Source organism: Gluconobacter sp. P5E10 (assembly GCF_018812145.1).
GTDB classification, from domain to species: domain Bacteria; phylum Pseudomonadota; class Alphaproteobacteria; order Acetobacterales; family Acetobacteraceae; genus Gluconobacter; species Gluconobacter cerinus.
Genome location: NZ_JACRVZ010000001.1, coordinates 424,468 through 448,813 on the forward strand (window position 1 = coordinate 424,468; position 24,346 = coordinate 448,813).

The 24,346-nt window shown below is 57.9% G+C and carries 22 protein-coding genes; 7 read left to right on the forward strand and 15 right to left on the reverse strand.

The annotated features are described in order from the left end of the window. Positions 1-40: 40 nt before the first annotated feature. The 4 genes from KP707_RS01875 to cysS are packed head-to-tail and all read right to left on the reverse strand — an operon-like array spanning position 41 to position 4,033. The gene (locus KP707_RS01875; protein ID WP_249202720.1) at positions 41-910 is read right to left on the reverse strand and encodes an aldose 1-epimerase family protein; all 870 of its coding nucleotides are present in this window, start codon (positions 908-910) and stop codon (positions 41-43) included. Then, a complete protein-coding gene (locus KP707_RS01880) occupies positions 903-1,862 on the reverse strand; it encodes an ion channel (protein ID WP_211501974.1) in 960 nt (319 codons plus the stop codon). The genes KP707_RS01875 and KP707_RS01880 overlap by 8 nt, the downstream gene beginning before the upstream one ends. Positions 1,863-1,893: 31 nt before the next feature. Beyond that, on the reverse strand, positions 1,894-2,670 hold the full coding sequence (locus KP707_RS01885) for an RNA methyltransferase (RefSeq protein WP_099210616.1): 777 nt from the start codon (positions 2,668-2,670) through the stop codon (positions 1,894-1,896). 4 nt (positions 2,671-2,674) lie between these two features. Beyond that, entirely contained in the window at positions 2,675-4,033 is a 1,359-nt protein-coding gene (gene cysS / locus KP707_RS01890; protein WP_211501975.1) for a cysteine--tRNA ligase, read from the reverse strand. A gap of 87 nt (positions 4,034-4,120) precedes the next feature. Here cysS and KP707_RS01895 point away from each other — a divergent pair, with 87 nt between their 5' ends. Further along, a complete protein-coding gene (locus KP707_RS01895) occupies positions 4,121-5,503 on the forward strand; it encodes an MATE family efflux transporter (protein ID WP_211501976.1) in 1,383 nt (460 codons plus the stop codon). On the opposite strand, the gene KP707_RS01900 is transcribed toward KP707_RS01895, so the two are convergent. Together KP707_RS01900 and KP707_RS01905 are read right to left on the reverse strand one after the other, a co-directional pair. Next, complete coding sequence (locus tag KP707_RS01900) at positions 5,466-6,671, reverse strand: MFS transporter (RefSeq protein ID WP_211496010.1); 1,206 nt, start codon at positions 6,669-6,671, stop codon at positions 5,466-5,468. The genes KP707_RS01895 and KP707_RS01900 overlap by 38 nt on opposite strands. 97 nt (positions 6,672-6,768) lie before the next feature. Next, positions 6,769-7,239 (reverse strand): BON domain-containing protein, encoded by a 471-nt coding sequence (locus KP707_RS01905; RefSeq protein WP_046899893.1) that lies wholly within the window; start codon positions 7,237-7,239, stop codon positions 6,769-6,771. Positions 7,240-7,586: 347 nt separating this feature from the next. On the opposite strand from KP707_RS01905, the gene rpsD reads away from it, so the two are divergent. Beyond that, positions 7,587-8,204 (forward strand): 30S ribosomal protein S4, encoded by a 618-nt coding sequence (rpsD, locus tag KP707_RS01910; RefSeq protein WP_007282513.1) that lies wholly within the window; start codon positions 7,587-7,589, stop codon positions 8,202-8,204. Positions 8,205-8,322: 118 nt separating this feature from the next. Beyond that, positions 8,323-9,870: a peptide chain release factor 3 gene (locus KP707_RS01915; RefSeq protein ID WP_211501977.1), complete on the forward strand. Its 1,548-nt coding sequence runs from the start codon at positions 8,323-8,325 to the stop codon at positions 9,868-9,870. 53 nt (positions 9,871-9,923) lie between these two features. On the opposite strand, the gene mtnK is transcribed toward KP707_RS01915, so the two are convergent. The 8 genes from mtnK to aroB form a co-directional block, all read right to left on the reverse strand. After that, a complete protein-coding gene (gene mtnK / locus KP707_RS01920) occupies positions 9,924-11,114 on the reverse strand; it encodes an S-methyl-5-thioribose kinase (RefSeq protein WP_211501978.1) in 1,191 nt (396 codons plus the stop codon). Continuing rightward, the gene (locus KP707_RS01925; protein WP_211502233.1) at positions 11,114-11,806 is read right to left on the reverse strand and encodes a hypothetical protein; all 693 of its coding nucleotides are present in this window, start codon (positions 11,804-11,806) and stop codon (positions 11,114-11,116) included. The genes mtnK and KP707_RS01925 overlap by 1 nt, the downstream gene beginning before the upstream one ends. Before the next feature lie 88 nt (positions 11,807-11,894). Next, on the reverse strand, positions 11,895-12,740 hold the full coding sequence (locus KP707_RS01930) for an endonuclease/exonuclease/phosphatase family protein (RefSeq protein WP_211502234.1): 846 nt from the start codon (positions 12,738-12,740) through the stop codon (positions 11,895-11,897). A 14-nt stretch (positions 12,741-12,754) separates the two neighbouring features. Next, a complete protein-coding gene (locus KP707_RS01935; protein ID WP_086634437.1) occupies positions 12,755-13,438 on the reverse strand; it encodes a carbonic anhydrase in 684 nt (227 codons plus the stop codon). Positions 13,439-13,554: 116 nt separating this feature from the next. Beyond that, the gene (alaS, locus tag KP707_RS01940) at positions 13,555-16,194 is read right to left on the reverse strand and encodes an alanine--tRNA ligase (protein WP_211501979.1); all 2,640 of its coding nucleotides are present in this window, start codon (positions 16,192-16,194) and stop codon (positions 13,555-13,557) included. A gap of 83 nt (positions 16,195-16,277) precedes the next feature. Further along, positions 16,278-16,841, reverse strand: coding sequence for a GtrA family protein (locus KP707_RS01945; RefSeq protein ID WP_211501980.1), 564 nt, complete (start codon positions 16,839-16,841; stop codon positions 16,278-16,280). Between the two features lie 145 nt (positions 16,842-16,986). Then, positions 16,987-18,126 carry an OmpA family protein gene (locus KP707_RS01950; RefSeq protein WP_086634439.1) on the reverse strand — a complete coding sequence of 380 codons (1,140 nt, stop codon included), beginning with the start codon at positions 18,124-18,126 and terminating at the stop codon, positions 16,987-16,989. 319 nt (positions 18,127-18,445) lie between these two features. Beyond that, on the reverse strand, positions 18,446-20,128 hold the full coding sequence (gene aroB, locus KP707_RS01955) for a 3-dehydroquinate synthase (RefSeq protein ID WP_211501981.1): 1,683 nt from the start codon (positions 20,126-20,128) through the stop codon (positions 18,446-18,448). 62 nt (positions 20,129-20,190) lie between these two features. Between aroB and KP707_RS01960 the strand changes: the two genes are divergently transcribed. Genes KP707_RS01960 through KP707_RS01970 form a run of 3 tightly spaced genes read left to right on the forward strand, consistent with a single transcriptional unit; the run spans position 20,191 to position 22,532 of the window. Further along, positions 20,191-20,571: a hypothetical protein gene (locus KP707_RS01960; RefSeq protein WP_211501982.1), complete on the forward strand. Its 381-nt coding sequence runs from the start codon at positions 20,191-20,193 to the stop codon at positions 20,569-20,571. A 17-nt stretch (positions 20,572-20,588) separates the two neighbouring features. Further along, on the forward strand, positions 20,589-21,497 hold the full coding sequence (locus tag KP707_RS01965) for a tyrosine recombinase (RefSeq protein WP_211501983.1): 909 nt from the start codon (positions 20,589-20,591) through the stop codon (positions 21,495-21,497). Between the two features lie 60 nt (positions 21,498-21,557). Then, positions 21,558-22,532 carry an acetyl-CoA carboxylase carboxyltransferase subunit alpha gene (locus KP707_RS01970; protein WP_086634443.1) on the forward strand — a complete coding sequence of 325 codons (975 nt, stop codon included), beginning with the start codon at positions 21,558-21,560 and terminating at the stop codon, positions 22,530-22,532. Between the two features lie 44 nt (positions 22,533-22,576). Here KP707_RS01970 and KP707_RS01975 read toward each other — a convergent pair whose 3' ends face one another. Next, positions 22,577-23,341, reverse strand: coding sequence for a molybdopterin-binding protein (locus tag KP707_RS01975; RefSeq protein WP_086634495.1), 765 nt, complete (start codon positions 23,339-23,341; stop codon positions 22,577-22,579). 100 nt (positions 23,342-23,441) lie between these two features. Between KP707_RS01975 and KP707_RS01980 the strand changes: the two genes are divergently transcribed. Beyond that, positions 23,442-24,335: an SMP-30/gluconolactonase/LRE family protein gene (locus tag KP707_RS01980; RefSeq protein WP_202206456.1), complete on the forward strand. Its 894-nt coding sequence runs from the start codon at positions 23,442-23,444 to the stop codon at positions 24,333-24,335. The last annotated feature ends 11 nt before the right edge of the window (positions 24,336-24,346 follow it).

The window sequence follows — 24,346 nt, forward strand, 5'->3', positions numbered from 1 at the left end:
TGGGAATGCCCGTTTGTCCGGGCATTCCCACTTCCGGAATTCAGACGGGTTCGACGCTCCAGAAAGCTTCCCAGCTTTCGCCAGGCTGTAGATGCAGCAGCCCCGGCTTTTCCGAAAAATCTCCGGTGAATCCAACGGGTGTAGCGTAGCCATACCAAGGTTCGATGCACAGGAAACCGGCACCGGGTTTGGTCCAGATCCCGAGATCTTTGAACCCGTCCCAGCGGACACGCAGGCCGCTTCCGTCCGGGCCTGTGAAATCGACAGCCTTGCTGCGGGCATCCAGCATGATAATGGCATCAGCCTCGAACAGGCTGTCCTGCAACGGAAGAAGCCGGTCATGGATTGGGGACGGGACTGCCTCCGGAAGCAGACCATCCGGGCTGATGCGCCGGATATGATCGGCTTCATTCGTGTCAAAGGTCAGGCGATGATTTTCGCGGCCCGTTTCTGGGTTCAGGGGCCACATGAAAGCCGGATGCACACCAAGGGACGCGTGTAGTGTGGCATCTTCGGACGGGTTGGTCAGAACATAGCCGACGTGCAGGCCGGTTTCTTCCATCCGATAAATAAGATGCAGGCGAAATGCCGCCGGGAAGAGCTGCCATGTTTCGGGTGTATCTTCCAGCTCCAGAACACAGCCGGTTTCTGTTCGTTCGAGCCAGCGGAATGTCATGTCACGGGCGAAGCCATGCTGGGTCAGCGTAACCGGCTGGCCATTCAGCGTTGTATTTTCCGGTGGTTTTCCAACGATAGGGAACAGAACGGGCGAATGGCGTTTCCATGCGGGGCCAGCGTTCCAGAGCAGGTCCTGCCCCGAAGTGGTCCGCAGGGAGGTCAGCTCTGCGCCATGGGCGGAAACCGTTGCCGTCAGGCCATTTTTTCCGAAGCTGTGCCGGGTGTCAGACATGGTGATAGTGCCTTTCATGCGCGGTGGACGGATCAATCGGCTCGTGGTCCCCGTGTTCGGTTGTGTGGAACCGGGTAAAGTCGACCTCGACCCTGCCATCCGGACGGTGATGGATCATGTCCGAGAAACGGTATCCGTGTTTCACATGGCCGATCTCGTAGGCATGTCGTGCGAAAAGTGTCTGGGAAGAGATTTCGTCTGTCCCATCCATCGTGATGATGATTTCCGCATTCTGGTCAATCAGCGTGTCTGCTGACAGGCCATAAAGCGGGCTGGTCTCATCAATCATGTGTGTGGCGTTCAGGCTGATCCGGAAGATCGGAACATGCGACTGGATTAGCGCCAGTCTGTCGAAACGGCGGACCAGTCGCCCATGATCGTCCGGCATCAGGCGCGTCAAGGTCATTTCAACATTGGCAGACAGGATCAGCGTGCGGCGCCGGTTGGCGATACGGATGGTCAGTGTGGGGATCAGGTCATCATAGGACACGACGGCGACGTGGCTGAACAGGATACGGGCTCTTGGGCGCGAGAAGCGAGCAAAGACCAGTCCCGTCGCGAGTGCGTTGAGCATCATGCCGGCGAGCACTTCAAAGGACACGATGGTGTTGGTCAGGCGTCCGACGGGGGCCATCGTGCCGTATCCGACTGTTGAGATCGTCTGGACACTGAAGAACACGTCATCAAGAAAATCCCCATGCGGGACGCCGCTGACGCTGCCGGGGATCATGTAGTAAAGGCAGGCAAAGCCGATATTGATGCCCAGATACAGAGCGAGGGACGCCCAGAAGAACGCCCCCCATGTCATGGTCATCAGATGGTGATAGAGGTCCCCGAGGGAGCCGTCTTTCAGACCGGTACGGATAATGTCGCCCCGACCGTTTTCTTCCAGAACATGGGCCCGGATGCGGTTGGCCGTTTCGACCACCAGCGCCTCAGGCCGTGGAGTCATCCGGTGCCTGTGTCGCCAGTGGATCATGGTCTTACCGTCTTGCCTTTCTGGCGCTGACCAGTTCGCTGACCACGCCATGGAGCGTGCGAAGTTCCTGTTCGGTGACTTCGCCTCGTGTGAAGAAATGCCGCAGATTGCGGATCATGCCCGGTTTCTTCTGCTCGTTCCGCAGGAAGCCACAGTCATCAAGTTCCCGCAGCAGATGGGACATGAAGTTTTCCAGCTCGCCCTTGGTAGCCACATGCGTCTCATTGGTCATGAGCTCGCGCGGGGGCGTCATGTCTTCGGTCAGATACCACTCATAGGCCATGACGAGCACGGCCTGCGCGAGGTTGAGAGACATGAACTTCGGATTGAGCGGGTAACGCACCAGCGTATCGGCGCGGGCCATGTCTTCGACGTCGAGGCCAGCGCGTTCCGGCCCAAACAGGATACCGGTGCGCAGGCCACGCGTGGAAGCCACGCGGAGTTCTGCCGCAGCGCCGCGAGCCGTCATGACAGGCTTCACGACATGGCGGGGGCGGGGGCAGGTGGCGAAGACGCGGTGCAGGTCAGCCACGGCCTCATCGACCGTTTCGAAAACCTGCGCGTTGTCGAGGATGCGATGGGCGCCGGAAGACGCAGGCCAGGCGCGTTCCTGCGGCCATCCGTCCCGTGGGGCGACGAGGCGCAGGTGAAACAGGCCGCCATTTGCCATGGCGCGAGCGGTTGTGCCGACGTTTTCGGCTAACTGCGGGCGCACGAGAATAACAACGGGGTCAAATTCGCCGATCGGTTCCAGATCGGCACCACCATCACGTCCGGTCATGAGATTATGCCTTCCGCCATGTTGTGCCGCCGGGGCCGTCTTCCAGCGTGATGCCGTCTGCAGCAAGCTGGTTCCGGATTTCATCCGCGCGGGCGAAGTTGCGGGCTTTGCGGGCTGCCAGACGTTCCTCGATCAGCGCTTCGATGGCGGACGCATCAACGCCTGAGCGGAACCATTCAGCCGGGGAAGCCTGAAACAGACCAAGCTGTTTGCCAGCGGCCAGAAGACCAGAGGCAGCTTGCTGATCGCCCTGCATGGCAGCGTCTGCCAGCGGGTGAAGTGCTGCGATGGCGAGTGGTGTATTCAGGTCATCGCACAGGGCATCGAGCACACTTGCCGGAACATTTGCTCCTTGTTGCGCATCACCGCGCTCAAGAGCACGGTAGAGGCGATCCAGAACGCGGCGGGCTTCTTCCAGCTTCTCCCACGTGAAATCCAGCGTCGAACGGTAATGCGCGCCCAGATACAGGAGACGCAGCGGTTCCGCCGGGGACTTTTCCAGAACTTCCCGGATGGTGAAGAAATTGCCCAGAGACTTGGACATCTTCTCCCCGTTGGAGAGCAGCATGCCGTTATGGAGCCAATGCGTGGCGAACTTGCTGCCCGGATAGCAGCACAGAGACTGCGCACGCTCGTTTTCATGATGCGGGAAGAGCAGGTCGTCGCCACCGCCATGAATATCGAAGCTCTCACCCAGATACCGGTGTGACATGGCCGAGCACTCGATATGCCAGCCGGGACGACCACGACCATAAGGGCTGTCCCAACCGGGTTGATCGGGTGTTGACGGCTTCCAGAGCACGAAATCTCCGGGGTCACGTTTATAAGGAGCCACTTCAACGCGGGCGCCAGCGATCATGTCATCCAGTGAGCGGCCGGAAAGTTCGCCATAAGAGGAGAAGTTCCGGACTGCGAACAGGACGTGCCCTTCGGCTTCATACGCATGCCCGTTTTCGATCAGGCGGCCGATCATGTCCAGCATCTCACCGATGTGGTGGGTTGCGCGGGGTTCGATATCCGGGGGCAGAATCCCGAGTGACGCCAAATCTTCATGAAAGGCTTCAGTCGTGCGGGCGGTGAGGGCGGAGATGTCCTCACCGTTTTCTTTCGCGCGGGCTGTGATCTTGTCGTCCACGTCCGTGACGTTGCGGACATAGGTGACACGTGGATACAGCACGCGGAGCAGTCGGATCAGGATATCCGCGCCCATCATGGCGCGCAGATTGCCCAGGTGCGCCCGGTCATAGACTGTGGGTCCACAGAAATAGACCCGCACATTCTGCGGATCGAGTGGTGTGAACAGTCGCTTTTCGCGCGCGTGGGTGTCGTGCAGACGGAGCACGTGAGGAACGGGATCGGCCATAGATGGGATCAATGCGCCAGCCACCGTTTTGGTGCAACAGGCTTTGTTACTCTTGTCTGTATGATCTGCACTGCGATAGTGAGGCTTATGTGTAGAACCTTCAAAGATCCGACCTCTTCACGCGGGCATGCTCTTGCCCTGCTTCGCGTGGCTCTTCCGCTTGCACTTTCCCAGCTTTCCGAAATGTCGATGGGCGTTACGGACACCATCCTTCTGGGCGGTCTGGGGGTAGCTGAAGTGGCGGTCGGCGGTCTGGCCAATACTTTTTTCTTTACCACCATGGTGACCTGCCAGACCATTCTGGGTGGAGCTGGCGTTCTTCTATCTCATAGTCGGGGGGCGGAAGACCACGGACGGGATTCTCATGACGGTCGCAGTGTCATGAGCGCTGCGTTCGTTCTGGCACTGCTGATCTTCATTCCCTGTGCGTTGCTCTTATGGTTCGTGCAGCCATTGTTTGCGTGGCTGGCGGAACCCGGGGACGTGGTGACCCAGGGTAGCCACTTCATCCATATCCTTTTGTTATCCCTGCTGCCGGATTTGGCCGTGATTGGTGTGCTGCGTGTGGCGCTCCCATCGCTCGGGGCGGAAACGCTTCTGTTGTGGATCATGCCTGCCATGGCGCTCTGCAATGGCATCACCAATGCAGCGCTCATTCATGGATGGTTCGGGCTGCCTGCGATGGGGATGTATGGCTCCGCCACAGCCACGACCCTGACAGGCTGGGCGATCAGTTTTGCCCTGACCGGATTGTGTCTGATGCACCCGCGAGTGCGGGCCGTTATGAAGCCAGCTCCTGTGCGCTGGCCTATCATGAAGGAACTATTGAAGCTCGGTTTGCCCATGATGATGGGAGCTGCTGCTGAAATTCTCATGTTTCAGATCACAAGCCTGCGGGCCGGGCAGCTTGGAACACAAAGCCTGGCAGCCCATCAGGTTGCTGTAAACGTGAGCGCACTGCTGTTCATGGTGTGTCTGGCTATTGGTCAGGCCACCAATGTTCGGGTGGCATACTGGCGGGGTTCAGGGCGAATGGATCAAAGCCGCCGGGCTGCGTGGACCGGTATCTGGGTGGTGCTCGTCTGGTCCATTCTGTCTTCAGCCTTGTTGCTGATCTGGCCAGAAAAAATCGTCAGCCTGTACTTCACGGGGCATGCTCCTGATCCCTCTACGGCTGCATTGGTGATCACGCTTATGAAGATTGCCGGGATCTACCAGATTGTGGACGGACTTCAGGTTGTGTTCAGCGGCGCCCTGCGTGGGTGCGGTGATGCCGTCTGGCCAATGGTGATTGCGGTCACGAATTATGGCCTGATTGGCCTTGTCTTTGGGGGATGGTTGGCCTTCCAGCAGCACTGGGGTGCGGAAGGCCTTTGGATCGGCATGGCGGCAGCGCTCACGGTGAGCTCTGTCGCCTTGGGAATTCGGCTGTTCAGCGTGATGCGGAAAGCCGAGCCTGTGCCATCGTAATCAGATAAGCCACAAACCCACCGGCGGAGAGCAGTGCGGCGCCCCATCCGATCGAGCCCAAACCATGCCCTGAACTCACCAGATAGGCCCCGAGCCATGTGCCCGCAGCGTTGGCAATGTTGAAGGCTGAATTGTTCAGGGATGCGGCAAGGGTTTGGGCATCGCCCGCAACTTCCATCAGATGTGTTTGAATGGCTGGGGAAATGCCGATCAGCGTTGCCGGAATCAGGAACGTGATCAGCAGCATGGCGACAGGGGATGGCAGGAGTAGCCAGAACCCGATCATGAACACGCAACTGGCAGCCAAAGAGAAAAGGATCGTCCGGTTGATATTCCGGTCCGCCATGGCTCCGCCAAACGAATTGCCAGCAACCATGCCGAGCCCCCAGACAATCTGATAAAGCGCAACGGCCCAGTCCGGGAGATGCGTTACGTCTGACAGGGCTGTCGTGAGGAACGTGTACACTGCAAAGAGGCCACCAAAGCCAATGGCGCTTGTCAGAAGCGTCAGGAGCACCTGAGGCCGCTTGAAAGCTCCGAGTTCAGCGAGTGCATTTGCGTCTGGATGGGGCTTGTCGCGTGGGGCGAAGTACCAGAGTGCCAGGAAGCAGAGCAATCCCAGCGCAGAGATTGCACCATAAGCGACGCGCCAGCCCAGATGATTGGCGGCGTAGGTGGACAGGGGCGACCCCACGACCGTGGAGATCATGATGCCCGACAGAACGCGTCCGACTGCGCGGCCACGTCTTGCGCGCTCAACCATGGAGGCGCCAACGAGCGCGGAAACACCGAAAAAGGCGCCGTGAGGGAGCCCGGTGATGAAGCGCATGACTTCAATGTCGAGCAGGTTCGGCATCAGGATTGTGCCGATATTCCCGACAAGGAACAGCACAAGCATAGCCAGCAGAAGTGTACGACGGGGGAGTTTTGCACCAGCAACCGCAATGAGGGGTGCTCCGACCACGACACCCAGCGCATAAGCTGAAATGACGGAACTGGCGCGGGAAATGGAAATACCAAGGGAATGGGAGAATTCGGGCAGAAGGCCCATCATGGCGAATTCGCCAGTCCCAATCGTAAATGTCGCCAGCATGAGAGCAAACATGGCTGGCTCGACACCGTGGGGTGGACGCACCCGCTCGACATCGACTGGTTCGATTAATTCCATATGGAAAAGGTCCGGAATAAGGGGAAAACCCGCCTACCATCCGGACCCTGAAAAGCTACCCGAACACGCTCACATGGAAGTGTCCGGGCAGGTCAGTTCAATTCTCCGTTGGCAGGCGAATTGTCTGACCCGGATAAATGTCATCCTTGCTTGTGACAAGCGGTTGATTTGCATCAAGAAGCTCATCGCCAGAAATATCTTCCGGCAGTTTCTCGGCAACCTCATCAAGGTTATGGCTTGTCTTGATTTCAAGGAACTTCGGATCAGGTGTGCCGGGGGGAACCTGGATTTCCGCTTCCACAGCAGCCACGCCAGCGACGTTACCCGCCGTGAGGATCATCTGGTCACGCGCTTTGGCGGAATCGGCCTTGCCGCGCAGATAGATCGTGCGGTCATCAATCACGAGATGCGACATATGCATCTGCGCGAGACCAAATCTCTTGAAGGCGCGCTTGATGGCGCTCTCGCCTGGCTTGGGCGGGGGCGGTGAATCCAGAGACTGGATCAGCCCTTCGAGGGAACCCTCAGCGATGCGGCCAGCCTTGGGATTGAAGCGATAGATTTTCATGGGCAAACTCAAAAAGACATGGCTCCCGGATTCATGGGGAGTACCAGACCGTTAGCGCAAATCCCCAGGGAAGGGTTGCGCGCTTTATAGGCCTCCGATGTGAGAAAATAACAAGGGTCAGACTCGTCCTTTCATTGACATGACAGAGCGAGACCTGTTAGGCGCGGGTCCACTGCCGGAAACGTGGACGTACCGGCCGGACCAATAAAGCGGGTTTCTGTACCCCGCAGGCTCCGGTTTTTGGGTGCGCGCCCGTCTTTCCCAATCCGGGGAGAGGCCTACCGGTGCAACAAAACGGCTCGCCAAGCAGCATGGGGCGGGCCTGATGTATGAACAGGGGTTAACCCATGTCAAAGCGTCTTGAGAGCAAGTACAAGATCAATCGCCGTCTCGGCGTAAACCTTTGGGGCCGTGCAAAGTCCCCTGTGAACCGTCGTGAATACGGTCCGGGTCAGCATGGTCAGCGTCGTAAGCAGAAGCCTTCTGACTTCTCCATCCAGCTGATGGCCAAGCAGAAGCTCAAGGGCTACTACGGCAACATCAGCGAGAAGCAGTTCCGCAAGTACTACGACGAAGCCGTCCGTCGTAAGGGTGATACCTCCGAGAACCTGATCGGTCTGCTGGAGCGTCGTCTGGACGCCGTTGTGTACCGTCTGAAGTTTGCGATCACGCCGTTCGCAGCACGTCAGTTCATCAGCCATGGCCACGTTACGGTCAACGGCAAGAAGGTGAACATCCCGTCCTACCTCGTGAAGGAAGGCGACGTCATCGAAGTGCGCGAGAAGTCCAAGCACCTCGCCATCGTTCTTGACTCCGTGCAGACGGGCGAGCGCGACACGCCGGAATACGTTGAAGTCGATCACCGCCAGATGAAGGGTACGTTCCTGCGTACGCCGGTTCTCTCTGACGTGCCGTATCCGGTGCAGATGGAACCGAACCTGGTCGTCGAGTTCTACTCCCGCTAATTCCGATCCCGGGTCTTCGGACCTGGATCAGCAAGCGACCGGAAAACGCCGGGCGGGTCATCCCGTCCGGCGTTTCTCATTTTAAAGCCCCCGGCTTCCAGTCTCTCCCGGAGTCTCCATGTCCGAAGCTCTCAGCGCCGAAATTAACCGCGAGATCGCCCGTCGGCGGACTTTCGCCATCATCTCCCATCCGGATGCCGGTAAGACGACCCTGACCGAGCGTATTCTTCGGGCTGGTGGTGCCATTCAGCTTGCCGGAAACGTGCGCGCCAAAGGTGAGCGCCGCCGCACCAAGTCTGACTGGATGGGTATTGAGCGCGATCGTGGAATTTCGGTTGTGACGTCCGTCATGACGTTTGAATACGGTGGATGTGTCTTCAACCTGCTTGATACGCCGGGCCATGAAGACTTCTCCGAAGACACCTATCGTACCCTGACGGCTGTGGACTGTGCGGTCATGGTGATCGACGCTGCGAAGGGTATCGAAGACCGGACGCGCAAGCTCTTCGAAATCTGCCGCCTTCGCGACATTCCGATCATCACGTTCATCAACAAGATGGACCGTGAAGCACAGGATTGCTTTGCGCTTCTGGACGAAATTTCCAACTCTCTTGCTTTGGACGTCTCGCCTGCTACGTGGCCAATTGGCCGTGCCGCGACGTTTATCGGCACGTTTGATATCCGCACGCGTGAAGTTCACACCAAGGATGCGGTTGATGAGACTGATCCGCGGATGGTGCAGCTCCGGGAAGATCTGGAACTGGTAGAAGCCGCTCTACCTGAATTCGATCGTGAGTCCTTTGATGCCGGGCATTTGTCTCCGGTGTTCTTTGGTTCGGCCATGAAAGAAATCGGTGTGACCGATCTTCTGGATGCGCTTGTTGCTTACGGCCCGGCTCCGCGTGCCCAGCCGACGGAAACCCGTGAAGTTCAGGCCAGCGAACAACAGGTAACGGCGCTGATTTTCAAAATTCAGGCCAACATGGACCCGAACCACCGTGACCGCATGGCTTTTGCCCGTGTGTGTTCGGGGCGTTTGACGCGCGGTATGCGCTTGAAGCATGTGCGGACGGGCAAGCAGTTCGCCCTTCATACGCCGCAGTTCTTCTTCGCGCGTGATCGTCAGTTGGCTGAGGAAGCTTTTGGTGGGGACGTGGTTGGTATTCCCAATCACGGGACGCTCCGCATTGGCGATACCCTGAGTGAAAGTGAAGAACTTCGTTTCACAGGTGTGCCACACTTCGCGCCTGAAATTCTGCGTCGTGTTCGTCTCGATGATGCCATGAAAGCCAAGAAGCTGCGTCAGGCTCTGGTAGAGTTGGCCGAGGAAGGCGTTGTGCAGCTTTTCCGTCCGCAGGATGGCTTGCCGCCGATTGTCGGCGTGGTGGGAACGCTACAGCTGGACGTGCTTCAGTCTCGCCTGAAAGGTGAGTACAGCGTGTCTATCGGGTTCGAAAACACACCCTTCACGTTGGCACGCTGGATTACGGGAAGTCGCGAGAAGATCGAGGTGTTCATGATGGTGAACCGCTCGTCCATGGCCGACGATCTGGATGGAGATCCGGTTTTCCTTGCCAGTTCGTCCTTCATGATGCGCCGGACTATCGAAATGAACCCTGACCTGGCGTTCCACGATATCAAGCAGATCGGTCTGGCTTCGGTCTGATTTTTAAACCTCGCTCCTGTTTCAGGGAGCGAGGTTTTTTTGTCTGTATGATCTCAAGCGAGTGTCAGTAAGGCGAGAACGTCGCTCAGGTTCTGGACGGTGGATGCGTCAAGGATGAGACGCTGGCCTGTCTGAAGAGCTTTGCGGCGTGCCTGCGTGCGATTTTCTGGGGTTGGGCAGAGTGTATAATCTGCAACCTGGGCAAAACCGATAGTTCGTCGGATCATTTCGAGACCACAGAAACCTGCCGTGTCTTGAAGGATGCTCGTCAAGAAATTTTCGAGCAGCTCCTCACGCTGTGTTTCGTCTGACAGCGCCCACACGTCTCCTCCGCCCGTTTTCAGCAGGGCGCGGAATTCGTTTGTAAAGCTGCTCCAGAAGGCAATGATTTCGGTTCTAATGAAATCCTGCTTGTGGGGCGCTGCGCAGGCGTGAAGGGCCAGATTGCCCAAATAAAGTCCACAGTCGAAGCCGATTGGCCCCATTGTGGCAAACTCGCCGTCAATCACACGAACATCATCGCGATGTAGCATGATAGAGCCTGTGTGAAGGTCTCCATGCAGAAGGGCCTGTCGTGCCGTCAGGAAACGATCCTGAAGTACCCCGACTGCGCGGTGAAGAGGCTTGTTGTCCTGCAGGGCCGTCACATCCGACAGAAGAGCCGCCTCCGCTTCCGGGTTGCGGGAGCAGGGACGGAATGGATCGGTGAGTATCAGGTCGACGGTAATACGGGTGAGGGCCGTGTTGCCTGAGAACTCCTCAAGAAGTTTCGAGCCGACCTCAAAGGGGCGGCTGATCCAGCTCGTCGCGTGTACGCTACGAGCGACATACTGGCCGATACTGGCCGAAAAGCCCGGCTGCGCATCATCGCGAATCAGGGCAGAGCGCAGGACCTCATGTGGCGTCAGGCACTCCATGACGAGCAGGAACATCTCCTCATCGTAGAAATACAGCTCTGGCGCGGCTGGGCGAACGGCGTCTGCCGTTGCGCGCATATAACGGGCTTCATACAGTGCACGTTGCAGAGGCATAGGCCATTCTGGTGCCACGCGAACATGAGGCAGAGCCTGCTTGCAGCAAAGCTGCCCATCCGGACCGGCCACAATAAAAACCGTGTTCAGATTGCCGTCGCTGACTTCGCGGATCATCCAGTCTTCCGGGTTTCCACCAAGGCGGGATGCAAGATCGGCATGCTCTGTCAGCCAGTGTCGAAGGCTGGAAGTATCGAGAGTGAAATACGGCATCAGGACAGTTCCAGCAGAGCGGCCAGGGTCGGGACCATTGGGCCTTCAGGTGTGTGGTCTGGGCGGATCAGATGCAGTGCGCCATATTCGGCGTTGCCCTGCTCGCGGCATCGCGTCTGAAGGTCCTCAAAAGTCAGGGAGACGTCAATGCGCATCCCGATATCCACGATATGCGATGAGGGATGCTCGCAGGCCAAAAGGGACGGTCCAACCCTGCATTCCGCTGGGACGAGCCCAAGTTCTTCTTCACATTCCGCCAGAAGCTGCGCGGGGAGATCTATGGTACTCTCCTGCGCGCGGCTTTCAACATTTCCTGCTGGAGCGCCCTGCCAGTATCCGGGAAGGTAGATCGAGGTCTCAGCGCGTCTGCCAATGACAATGCCGTCTGGCGTAAACATCAACCCCACAACGGCCAGTGGGCGCAGGATGTGCGCTCCATAAACGTCTGGTTCTTTCATCTGTGCAAGAACGCGGCGGTATTCGGACCAGTGGCCGTGAATTCGGGCTGGGGTGATTTCATCTGCACAGAAGACACGGCCATTGTAGAGGCTGGGATACGCCGCAAGTGCCTTAGCCCAGATGCGCGAGACGGTCTCTTCCTGCTCAGTCGTCAGGGCAGGGAGGGGGCGGTCAGCCAACACCTGAACATCTGGCTGAAGTGGTGTGATGGGCCAGGATAGAGACTGCGGCATGTTGGAACCTTGAACAATAGGCGGGAAGCACATGCCTTCATGAGGCATAATTCCGTTCTGGAAAACACTTTCCCCGATGTCGCTTCGGTCAAGGCAGATGCATGCGCACCGAAACTGGGCAGTGGTCAGACAATCCTTCCGGCGCACTATCGTTTTGATAAGTCATAACCCGTAGACTCTCCGGGACGAGCCAACTGCGGGCTTCGTTACCAAGGAGGATGTGGTCGATGAAGTACTCTCCATTCCAGCAGGGACTGGCTTTGCCTGCTGTGGTGAGAAGAACGGGCGCATCATGCTCGATCTGCTGCATGAGTGGGTCGTGCATGGTCAAGCGGCGGTTGAAGTCACCAAGAACAGCATAGGGTTCTCCTTCGTCCTGACGCTCTGCAATCCAGTCTTCCAGGACTTGGAACTGTTGATACAGGGTCGGGCAGGAATGTTTGCGCTGAGTGAGAGGCTGATCCCAGCAGCCGGTTTTCAGATGCACAATAAGAATACGGAGATGGCTTTTTCCGTCTGACACCGTGACATCAAGGCCGGTTCTCAGGTGATGGGGCGCATTGGGAGCCACGACATCCAAGGCTGAGAGTTCTTCATTCACCGTAACGTTCAGCGGGCGTCTGACGGCTAGGCCGACATGCTGGATAACGGGCGCGTTGGACAGAATGATCTGGTAGGTTTGGGGATCGAAGACCTGCGCTGCAGGTTCGGGGCCGTCCACTTCCTGAAAAGCAATGAGATCTGCGTTCAGGTGGGTCGCGTATTGATGCAGCCGAATGAAGTCGCGGGGTTTACGACCGTGAACATCGTCGGGGAGTGCTGGATCTCCCGTCTGGCGAAGGGAGAGCCAGTCCAGATTCCAGGTTGAGAGCTTGATGTCTCTGGCCTGGGCTGGAAAAGCCTCGCCGCATAGAAAACATGCGGCGAGGGTCAGTGTGTAAAGAAACCTCAGACGGCTTCTTTCTGTGTTGCGCCCATTTCCGAAAGAACGCTTTCGATAGAGCGGGTCGTACGAGTTTTTTCATCCAGAATGAGAATTTCACCCTTCGGAATGTCGTAGAACCAGCCCTGCAGGGTCAGTGTGCCCTGAGAGAGGGCGCGAACGACCGCGGGGTGAGTTCTCAGATGGGCAAGCTGAAGCAGGACGTTGTATTCTGCCAGCTGGCGGATGTCCGCCGGGCCAGCATCGTCTGCTTTCAGATCACCCATGGCCGCGCGTGCTGCCTCTGCGTTGCGCAGCCAGCTGCGAACGGTTGGAAGAGCGTCCAGCTTCGGCGCGTTCAGATCCAGCAGGGCGTTCATGGCGCCACAGTTGGAGTGGCCGCAGATGACGACGTTCTTCACCTTGAGCGCCGCAACGGCGTACTCGATGGCAGAAGACACGCCACCCAGCATCTCACCGTAAGCCGGCACGATGTTGCCAACATTCCGGACAATGAACAGCTCACCCGGTTCAGTCTGGGTGATGAGGCTCGGGCTGATCCGACTGTCGGCGCAGGTGATGAACAGCGTGGAAGGAGACTGGCTGGAGGCCAGGCTCTCAAAAAGCTCCGCACTGTCAGGATAGACGTCCGTCTCGAATGTACGGACACCGCTCAGCAGTTTTGCCAGAGTATCACGACCACAGGCCATGGTGTTCTCCTTTTTATAAACTAGTGAGCAGTTAGGAGGCTTTGTCAGGGCAGGTAAAGCAGTAAAACGGTAGTCTCATGATTTGTTACTGCCCTGACATCTGTTGTCGTTACGGTTTATGACGCAGCAAGGTGCTCGCGCAGCTTTGCAAAGACTTCATCTGCATTTGCATTGGGGCCACCAGCCTGCGCCATATCTGGCCGTCCGCCGCCACCTTTTCCTCCCATGACTTCAGATGCTGCACGGACAAGCGTGACAGCATTCAGTCGATCTTTGAGATCTGGTGTGACGGAAATCACGATGCTGCCCCGGCCATCGGCTTCCGAGATAAGAGCAACAACGCCAGATTCGATCTGCTTGGAGATGCTGTCCGCCAGGCTTTTGAGTTCCTTGGGGCTGACGTCTCCCAGATTGCGGGCTGAAAGTGTGATGCCGTTGATGGTCTCGGTTGCCGCCGTGCCTTCGCCTGTGGCCAGTTTCCGCTGCAATTCTGAAATCTGGCTGTTGAGCGATTTACGCTCTTCCAGCAGAGCTGAGACCCGTGTGACGGCATCAGAAACCGGAACCTTCAGAAGATCGGCGATCTGTTTCAGGCGGCTTTCAGTTTCAAGTGCCAGATTTTCTGCGGCAATTCCGCAGACGGCTTCAATGCGCCGAACGCCCGCAGACACACCGCTTTCTGACACGATCCGAAACGGGCCGATTTCTCCCACGCGACCAACATGCGTGCCACCACAAAGTTCGATGGAGTAGGCGGGACGGCCTTCCTCTCCGACGCCCATGGAAACAACGCGCACTTCGTCGCCGTATTTTTCACCGAAGAGCGCCATTGCACCCTCGGCAACAGCCTGTTCCTGCGTCATGAGGCGCGTTTCGACAGGCGCATTTTCACGGATACGGGCGTTGACTTCGGCTTCAACAGCCTGAAGTTCTGCGTCCGTCAGCGGGCGAGGCTGGCTGATGTCGAAGCGTAGGCGTTCAGGGGCGTTCAGGCTGCCCTTCTGAGTGACGTGCGTGCCGATCTGGCGACGCAGAGCCTCATGCAGAAGATGCGTTGCTGAGTGATGGCCACGGACAGCCGTACGGCGACTATGGTCGATCTCTGCATGAACGGCCATACCAGGCTTCAGTGTGCCTTCGACAACCTTGCCGTAGTGGACGATTAGATCGCCATTGCGCTTCTGGGTGTCTGTGATGTGCACCCGCAGACCGTTCGCCGTGAGTGTGCCGTGATCGCCAACCTGACCGCCGCTTTCGCCATAGAACGGTGTCTGGTTCAGTAGGATGGCAATAATGTCTTCTCCAGCCGGCGCTTCGGCGAGTTCGTCGTTTCCACGGAAAATACCTTGCACTTCAGCATCGGCTTTTTCAGACACATAGCCTAGGAATTCGCTGGGGCCATGCTTGTCGCGTGCGTCAAACCAGACGGTCTCGGCCGCCGTATCGCCGGAGCCGACCCACGCAGCGCGAGCACGCTTGCGCTGTTCAGCCATGGCTGTTTCGAAGCCGGATTCATCGACAGTGCGACCCTGCTCGCGGAGGGCGTCCTGCGTCAGATCGAGCGGGAAGCCAAAAGTGTCATACAGCTTGAAGGCAACATCGCCCGGAAGGGCCTGCTTGTCTCCAAGGTTGCTGACTTCGTCGGACAGAAGGGTCAGGCCGCGTTCCAGAAGGGCTGTGAAGCGCTCTTCTTCACCCTTCATCGTTTCAGTGATGAGAGCCTGGTGCTGCACGAGTTCCGGATAGGCCGCGCCCATTTGCTGGATCAGGGCCGGGAGCAGGCGATAGAAAACTGGTTCCTTGGCGCCCATCATGTGCAGATGGCGCATGGCGCGACGCATGATACGACGCAGCACATAGCCTCGGCCTTCCTTGGACGGAAGAACGCCGTCCGCGATCAGAAAGGCCGTGGAGCGGAGATGATCCGCCACGACGCGATGGCTGGACTTGAACTGTCCGTCTGCATCGTGATGCATGACGTCAGCAGAGGACTCAATGAGCGCCCGCATTGTGTCTGTGTCGTAGTTGTCGCGCTTGCCCTGCATGATTGCAGCGAAACGCTCCAGGCCCATGCCAGTATCAATCGAAGGACGCGGCAGATTGTCGCGGGAACCGTCGGCCTGATCCAGAAACTGCATAAATACGAGGTTCCAGATCTCGACGAAGCGGTCGCCGTCTTCGTCCGGGCTGCCCGGAGGGCCACCAAAGACGCTGTCGCCGTGATCGTAGAAGATTTCGGAGCAGGGACCGCACGGACCGGTGTCGCCCATCCGCCAGAAGTTGTCGGACGTACCGATACGGATGATGCGATCATCACTCAGGCCGGCGACTTTTTTCCAGAGATCTGCAGCCTCTTCATCTTCAGCGTAAACCGTGGCGAGAAGCTTTTCCTTGGGAAGGCCAAAGTCTCTCGTGAGTAGGTTCCAGGCGAACTCAATGGCTTCGGCTTTGAAATAGTCACCGAAGCTGAAGTTGCCCATCATCTCGAAGAATGTGTGATGGCGCGCGGTGTAACCGACGTTGTCGAGATCGTTATGCTTGCCGCCTGCGCGGACAACCTTCTGAGCGGTTGTGGCGCGGGAGTAAGGGCGCGTTTCTTGGCCGGTAAAAACGTTCTTGAAGGGAACCATGCCAGCGTTCGTAAACAGCAGGGTAGGGTCGTTCTGCGGTACGAGGGGCGCTGAAGGAACAATGCGATGGCCGTTCGACCCGAAATATTCGAGGAAGGCTGAGCGGATGTCGTTTGTGCTGGTCATGGGATGAAGCGTCAGATTCCGGAGAAAACGGGAAAAACCAGCGTTACTCCTAGACCATTGTGAACAGCTTGGAAATGTGCGCCTCAGGGGGCCTTGTGCTCAAAGGGTTCCATGGTTGGTTGTGGAATAGGCATTTGAGGTTCCGGGGCAGGAGAGGTCAGGCCTGCTGCCGGGATCTCCACAGCCATCTGCATGAGTTCCATTGGGGTTTCGGGAATTTTGGCTCTGAAAACCAGACGCCTGGACAGATTGAAATTGGCCATCATTCCGCAACCCGCACCAATTGCGAGTGCCGTAACAGGGTGGTGCACTGTGAAGGGCACGAACGCGTAGAGCAGGAAGACTGCTCCGCGGTTCAGAAGGAACCCGAAGGAATTTGCGATCAGGAACCGGAGCCACTGAAGGATCAGATGCTGGTTATCGGCCGCCGAGGTTCGAAACGTCCAGGCGCGGTTCAGAATCCAGTTGACGGTGGCCGCAACAAAATAGGCTGCAATGGTTGCAGCGATCAGGCCAATTTCTGGCCGCAAAGCTTCCACGCTTCCCCAGTCTACGAAGAAGCCGAATGCCCCAACGACGCCAAATCGAAGGAACTGATCAATCACCTGCGGGCGTGAACGGGGATAGAAAATTCGGGTGCGTCGCAAGTGGACATCTCCGGAGGGGCTGTGGGTATTGCTCTAGCGTGTGCAGATTGGGGCTGCAAAGGCTCTGAAACAGAAAAAGGCGCCCCGAAGGACGCCTTTTCCAGAAACCCGGAGCCCGAGGGCTCCGACGTCTTTTCAAACTGAATTACTTCAGGATGATTTCGACGCGACGGTTCTGCGGCTCGCGGGTGTTCGGGCCGGTCGGAACCAGTGGCTTCTGCTCACCGTAACCATGGATGTCCACAGCAGCTGCTGGAACGCCATCACGGATCAGCTCAGCCTTAACGCTCTGTGCGCGGCGGAGGGACAGACCCATGTTGTACTTCTCACCGCGCGGGCCCGGGTGGGCTGCGGAGTTATCGGTGTAGCCGTTAACTTCGATGCGCGTCGTCTGGACGTGCGTGGAAGCCTGAGCTGCCTGAGCAACGATCTCACGAGCGCGGCCCGTCAGGTCAGACTTGTCCCAGTCGAAGAACACAAGGTACGTACGAGCTGGCGTCGGAGCCGGCGGAACGATGACCGGAGCCGGCGGCGGCGGCGGCGGAGCTGTGTCGAACGCATAACGCAGACCCAGGATGAACTGGTGCGAGAAGCGTGGGTCGAAGTTCACGTTGCCCTTGTGAACGCCAGAGCCGTTGTAGGCCGTGGAGCGGTACGGGCCGTCAGCAAACTGCTGACCGATGAAGCGGTATTCGGTCGTGACAGCAAGACCCGGAACGCCTGGAATGTCGTAAGCTGCACCGACGATACCCTGGTACGCGAAGCTGCCCTGCGTGCCACCGATACGGTTGACGGAACCATTGGCATAGTTCGTCGTGATCGGGTTGTAGTGCTGCCACAGGTAGCCAGCGCCAACACCAACGAACGGCGTGACAGGAACGTTCAGGCCGAAGTGGGCCAGATCGATGTCATACAGGACGTTGACGAAACCGCCATAAGCCTGGTCAGAACCGTTCGTGGAGCCACGAACTGCCGTCGGCGTGCGGTGGTTGATCTGGGAGTAGTTGTACACACCCTCCACTTCAACGCGCAGACCGTTGCCGAAGCCCCAGCCGAACGAACCGAAGCCCGTGAAGCCGTCCTTGTGGCGGAGGCGTGAGCTGCTAGCGTTGTTGCTAGACGTGCCGTCAGCCTGTGTGGTTGGTGAGAAGCGGCCGTGCTGCTGCTGAACCAGGTTGTAACCACCGCCGATGTTGACGTACGGGCCGGTGATCGTGCTGGCCATGGCGAGCGACGGTGCGGCGACCATCGACGTCATGGCAAGGAGTGCCGTGCGGAGACGCATGTTTTCGTCCTCTTAGTGACTAACGTTTCGAGCCGTTGGAAAAACTGCTTCAACCAACGGACCCAGCGCGATGCATAAGCGCATATAGATCGGGGAGTTCCCTCGGACAAAGCCAGACAGAGCCTTCCAGACCTACTCGGGTGGAAGGAGTGACAAAAAAGTCACATTTCATTCCGCCCGCTTCACGATCTACGCCTCGCGTCCCTGCTGCCATAGCTGAACACTTGCAGGGACGCCAGACTCTTCCGGGAATTTCTGCTGCTCAAATGCAGTTAAAAAACAAAAAGTTAGGCTGAACCATAAAGGACTGTAACGGTCCTTATGGTTTGCAGCCTTCATTTATCAGCAAGTTACGGACCGTATCCATGGGAACGTCACGACTTGTGAATGCTTTGCCAATACCGTGCAGGAGGACAAAGGAAATTTTCCCGTCTTGCATTTTCTTGTCCCGAGTCATGTGATCGAGAAGTATCTGCGCTGAGAAGGGAATATCGAACCAGTCAAAGCTGACCGGCATTCCGAGGCTGCGCAGATGGGCGTCCAGACGGGAAAGGTCTTCAGCGGGCGCATATCCGAGCTGAACAGACAGGGCCATCGCGAGATGCAACCCTATGGAAACGCCTTCGCCATGCAGGAGACGTCCATCGTAACCAAGCTCCGCCTCAAGGGCGTGACCAAAGGTATGACCAAGGTTTAGCAAGGCGCGGCCATTCAGCTTCGCCTGTTCGCGCTCATCTGCCGCGACGACTGCAGCCTTGAAAGTACAGGCACGTCGAACGGCTTCTGCGAGAGCCGCCGGATCCCCATCAAGAACGGATCGCCCGTTGGTTTCGCACCATGCAAACAGGTCAGGATCTGCGATCAGGCCTGACTTCACAATTTCGGCATAACCCGCAATCCGCTGCCTGCGCGGTAGAGTCGCGAGTGCGGAGTTGTCTGCGAGAACGATGATGGGCTGATGGAATGCGCCGATCAGATTCTTGCCGGACGGGGAATTGATGCCGGTTTTTCCACCGACGGAACTATCCACCTGTGCGAGCAGTGTCGTGGGAATCTGGATGAACGGGATTCCGCGCAAGGCTGTTGCGGCTACAAAACCGGCCAGATCGCCAACAACACCACCACCCAGGGCGACAATTGTTGTGCCACGCTCGATTCCCAGTGACAGGAGACGCGTCATTACGTCGCCATAGCAATGAAGGGACTTGCTCTCTTCGCCTCCAGCCACGGAGATGACGTCTGCCTGAATGCCTGTTTCCTGGAAGGAAAGAAGCAGACGGGGCAGGTGGAGGGCTGCCACGGTGTCATCCGTGATCACCACGACTCTCTTCTGGCGCAGATATGGAGCAACCCACGCCCCCGCACGCGAGATCAGATCCGGCCCGACCAGAACATCGTAGCTGTGCTGTGTCAGAGCGACAGGAACTTTCTGTGGATGTTGATATTCTGCGAGGGTTTCACGGACGCGCTGCACGCCTTGCTCCACGGTTTCGTCTCCGCAATCAATAATGATGTCTGCTTCCGCATAGACAGGGTAACGAACGCCCACCAGCCGGGTCATGACCTCTTCCGGGCTACCTTGAGCAAGCAGAGGCCTGCCGCCGCGGCCCTGAACGCGTCTGAGCAGAACATGCACAGGCGCGCGAAGCCAGATCGAGACGGCATGTTTGCGAACAAGGCGGCGTGTCTGGGCGTCCATCCATGCTCCGCCACCCGTGGCGAGAATGCAGGGAGGGCCTTTGATCAGGCGCTCGATGACCCGGCGTTCGCCAGCACGGAAATAGGCTTCTCCGTGACGGGAAAAGATTTCCGGAATCGTGCAGCCTGCGGCGCGTTCGATTTCTGCATCCGCATCAACGAAGGGCAGGCGGCAGACCTGCGCCAGGCGGCGGCCTACGGTGGTTTTTCCAGCTCCCATCATGCCAACCAGAACAACAGTGCAGGTCGGGACGGGAAGAGATACCGCCGGATCGGCGGAAAGTGAGGGTGGCAGAGGTGACATGCTCTGCTACCTATCATAGGAGAGGGCATCACGTCCTGCCCGCACTTTGAGACCTGAACATAATGGCACAATCTGATCGTTCATCTTCCCGTTTGCCCATGATTGCTGGAGCTGGTGCTCTGGTTCTGGTGGTGGTGCTGGGAGGGCTTTTCCTGCGTCTGGGGATGGGGGTTGTCCCCCCTGAGCAGACACAGGTTCACAAAGAGCTGCCAGCGGCGATGTTCGCCACATCCGGTTCTGCTGCTGCGGCTCTTCCGGCGATGCCGCCGGTTCCGACCGTTCCGGCCGCAGGAGCTGCTCAGCCTGCGCCTGTCCCGGCCCCCGTGGCTCCAGCCGCTCCCGCTCTGACGCCATCCACGCCGCTGCCCACAATGCCTGCACCCAAGCCTGCTCCTCTGCAGGGAGCTGCTGTTCCGGCGCCTGCTGGCGTTCCCGCGCACTGATCAGGCAGGCCTGACGCATGTCAGAGGTGGTTGATCGGCATGTCGAGGCATTTCTTGAAATGCTTGCGGCAGAGCGGGGCGCAGCTCTGAAAACGCGTCAGGCCTATGCCTCGGACCTCGCGGATTTTTCCCGTCATTGTGCTCGAACGTCTTTGGCGCAGGCGACGGGAGAGCAGGTCAGGAGTTACCTGACATCACTGTCACAGGCTGGGATGGCTGCCCGTACGGCAGCGCGCAGACTGTCCTGTCTCAAGCAATTTTATCGATTCCTGATGTTGGAATCGATTCGGAGCGATGATCCAACGGATCGCCAGCAGGCTCCGAAAGTCAGTTCTTCGCTTCCTCGTCCTCTGGATGAGAAAGAAATTCGACTGCTTCTAGAAGAAGGCACCAGAGGGCACGACAGTGAACGGCGTGATCTGCTGTCCCGTGCGGCTCTGGAACTTCTTTACACAACAGGCCTTCGAATTTCAGAACTCCTGTCTTTGCCCGCGACATGTGTGAAGGCGAAGGGGGCGATGCTTCTTGTGAGAGGCAAAGGCGGCCGTGAGCGGTTGGTTCCTCTGTCTCGAAGTGCGCGGGAGGCTGCTGAAGTTCTGGTTCACTATGACCGGGATTTGGGAAGCCCGTATCTTTTCCCAGGCAGAAATCCTGACAAGCCATTGACCCGGCAGGGGTTCGACAAAATTCTGCTGGCCTGCGCACTAAAGGCGGGAATTGACCCTGAGCGTGTGAGCCCGCACGTGCTCAGGCACTCCTTTGCCAGCCACCTTCTGGCTCATGGCGCGGATCTGAGAGCGCTTCAGATGCTGCTGGGGCATGCGGATATCGCGACGACCCAGATTTACACACAGGTCATGGCGGAACGTCTGAGGCAGCTTGTGACGGCGCATCATCCACTGGCGAAAATCCAGTCCGGGGACTGATCTGCCCCGTAAAAAACCGGGGGGCTGTTTCCGGATGCGTTGCCGTGCTATCCGGCAGCCATGCGCCAATTCCTAGATTTCGAGAAGTCGGTCGCCGAACTCGAGACCAAAATCGACGAACTCCGCCAGATGGGCAGCCAGGAGAAGGACTCCGGCACCAGCGGCATCAACATCGATGACGAGGTTGCCCGTCTTTCTGACAAGGCGGACAAACAGCTTCGTGCAACCTATGCAAAGCTTACGCCGCTGCAGAAGGTGCAGGTTGCCCGTCACGCCCAGCGCCCCAAGGCTCTGGACTATGTTCGTCTTCTGACAACAGACTTTACGCCGCTGGCCGGAGATCGTGCTTTCGGAGACGACAAGGCCATGATTGGTGGTCTTGCCCGATTCCGTGGTGAGCCGGTTGTCGTGGTTGGGACGGAGCGTGGTCACGACACGGAAACGCGTCTGCTTCATAATTTTGGCATGGCCCGCCCGGAAGGTTACCGGAAGGCACAGCGCCTTGTGGAAATGGCCGGCCGTTTCGGACTGCCGATTCTGAGCTTCATCGATACGGCTGGAGCATGGCCGGGTATCGATGCCGAAGCACGCGGTCAGGCCGAGGCCATCGCGCGCTCAATCGATATCTGCCTCAAGGCTCCTGTCCCCCTGATCGCAACTGTGATTGGTGAGGGTGGTTCCGGTGGTGCGATTGCTATCGGCGCGGGTGATCGTGTTCTGATGCTTGAGAACTCGATCTACTCCGTTATTTCGCCTGAGGCCGCAGCATCCATTCTCTGGCGTGATCCGAAGCTGGCTCCGGCCGCTGCTGAAGCTCTGAAGCTGACAGCTCAGGATCTTCTGGGGCTTGGTCTGATCGACCGTATTATTCCTGAGCCCGTCGGCGGGGCGCAGCGTCTTCCGGACGATGCCGTGCACGCGGTCGGCAATGTCATTGCTGAAGAACTTCTGGAACTCCAGAAGCTGACAGGCCCGGCTCTCGTTCAGAAACGCAGAGAAAAGTTCCTGGCCATGACCCGTGGTCCTCTGAACTAGTCTAAAAAAACCGCTGCCCTCCGGAGCAGCGGTTTTTTTTGCTTTTACGCTTTGTGCGGCGGGTCACCGCTGATTGGATCGCGTCCATGCGCCATGATCAGATCATGCAGAAGAGAGCCCGCACTCTTAACTGCTGATGCATCGTATCCTTTGGCGACCAAAGCTGTTCCCGTCGTGCCGTTCGTCAGGCCGTATGGATAGGATCCCAGATCAATTCCCGGGAACTGTTCCTGCAAACGGCGCAAATCATCCGCGAAGTCACCTTCTTTCAGCCCCGCGGCATGCCAGCTGACGGACGTCAGGGGCGGCCCTTTCTCCATCTGGGGCACCAGCGAGTCCACCATGGCTGCGAAAATGGAGGGGACACCCGCCATGACATGCACGTTCCCGATGCTGAAGCCGGGAGCCGCCGAAATGGCGTTTTCGATGGGTGTTGCGCCTTCCGGGAGCATGGCCATGCGCTGGCGGGCCGCGTTGAACTTTTCTTTCCCCATAATGGCTTCCAGCTTCTGGAATGTCGGCTCGTGACGCAGCAGCGGAACGCCCATGGCTTTGGCAATACATTCAGCCGTGATGTCGTCATGGGTAGGACCGATGCCGCCACATGTGAAAATTACATCGAATCGCTCCCGACATTCCGTAACGGTTCGGATGATGTGGTCTTCGATGTCCGGAATGACACGGACTTCGAGAAGCCGGATACCCTGGGCATTCAGCGCACGCGCCAGAACCTGTGTGTTGGCGTCCTGAGTGCGACCGGAAAGAATTTCGTTGCCTATGACGAGCAGGCAGGCGTTTTTTTGAAGCATGAGTCTCGTCCTGATAGTCTGTGGACCAAACGTAGCGCGTTGTGCCGCGTTGTCGAGCAGAGTCGGACGTCTGGCCATGCCCATTTCAAACAGGACACTCATGAGCACTCTGAAGCACCATCTCCCTGAATGTATTCTCGATCTGCGTGCAACGCTGGGTGAGGGACCCGTCTGGAGTGAGGCTGAAAAGTCGCTTTATTTCGTCGATATCATTGCCGCCAAAGTTCATCGCTTTACGCCGGAAACAGGCGATCACAAGACATGGGATGCTCCGGACCGTCTGGGTTTCCTGCTTCCTGTTGCCAACGGCACTTTTCTTGCAGGCCTTCGCGATGGCCTGCATGGTTTTGATCCAGAAAGCGGTGACTTCGAAGCAGGTCCGGAAATTGAGCCCGAGCGGCCGGACAATCGTCTGAATGACGGTTGTGTAGATCCGCTGGGCCGTGTGTGGTTTGGCACAATGGATGATGGCGAAGAGGAACCGACGGGCTCCATCTATCGTGTGGTTCATACGGAAGACGGTCTTGAAATCACGCACCATAACGAGGGGTATATTGTCTCGAATGGTCCGGCTGTCTCGCCATGCGGGCGTGTCCTGTATGTTTGCCATAGCCCGAAACAGACGATCTATGCCTTCGATGTTGATGAGAACGGAGATCTCTCGAACGAGCGCGTTTTTGCCACGCTGACGAAGGGCTATCCGGATGGAATCGTGACGGATAGTGAAGGCAATCTGTGGTGTGGCACCTGGGGAGGCGGCCGCGTCGCGCGTTTTCGTCCCGACGGCACAGAACTCCCGTCCATTGATATGCCCGTGACGAACGTGACGAAGGTCGCGTTTGGTGGGGATGATCTCAAGACGGTCTTTGTGACAACGGCGCGCAAAGGTCTGGATGACGATGTTCTTGCCAAGGAGCCGCAGGCCGGATCGCTGTTTGCGTTTCGCACCGATATTGCCGGTGTGCCGCAGAATCAGTTCCAGCTGAACGATTAATCCCTAACGGG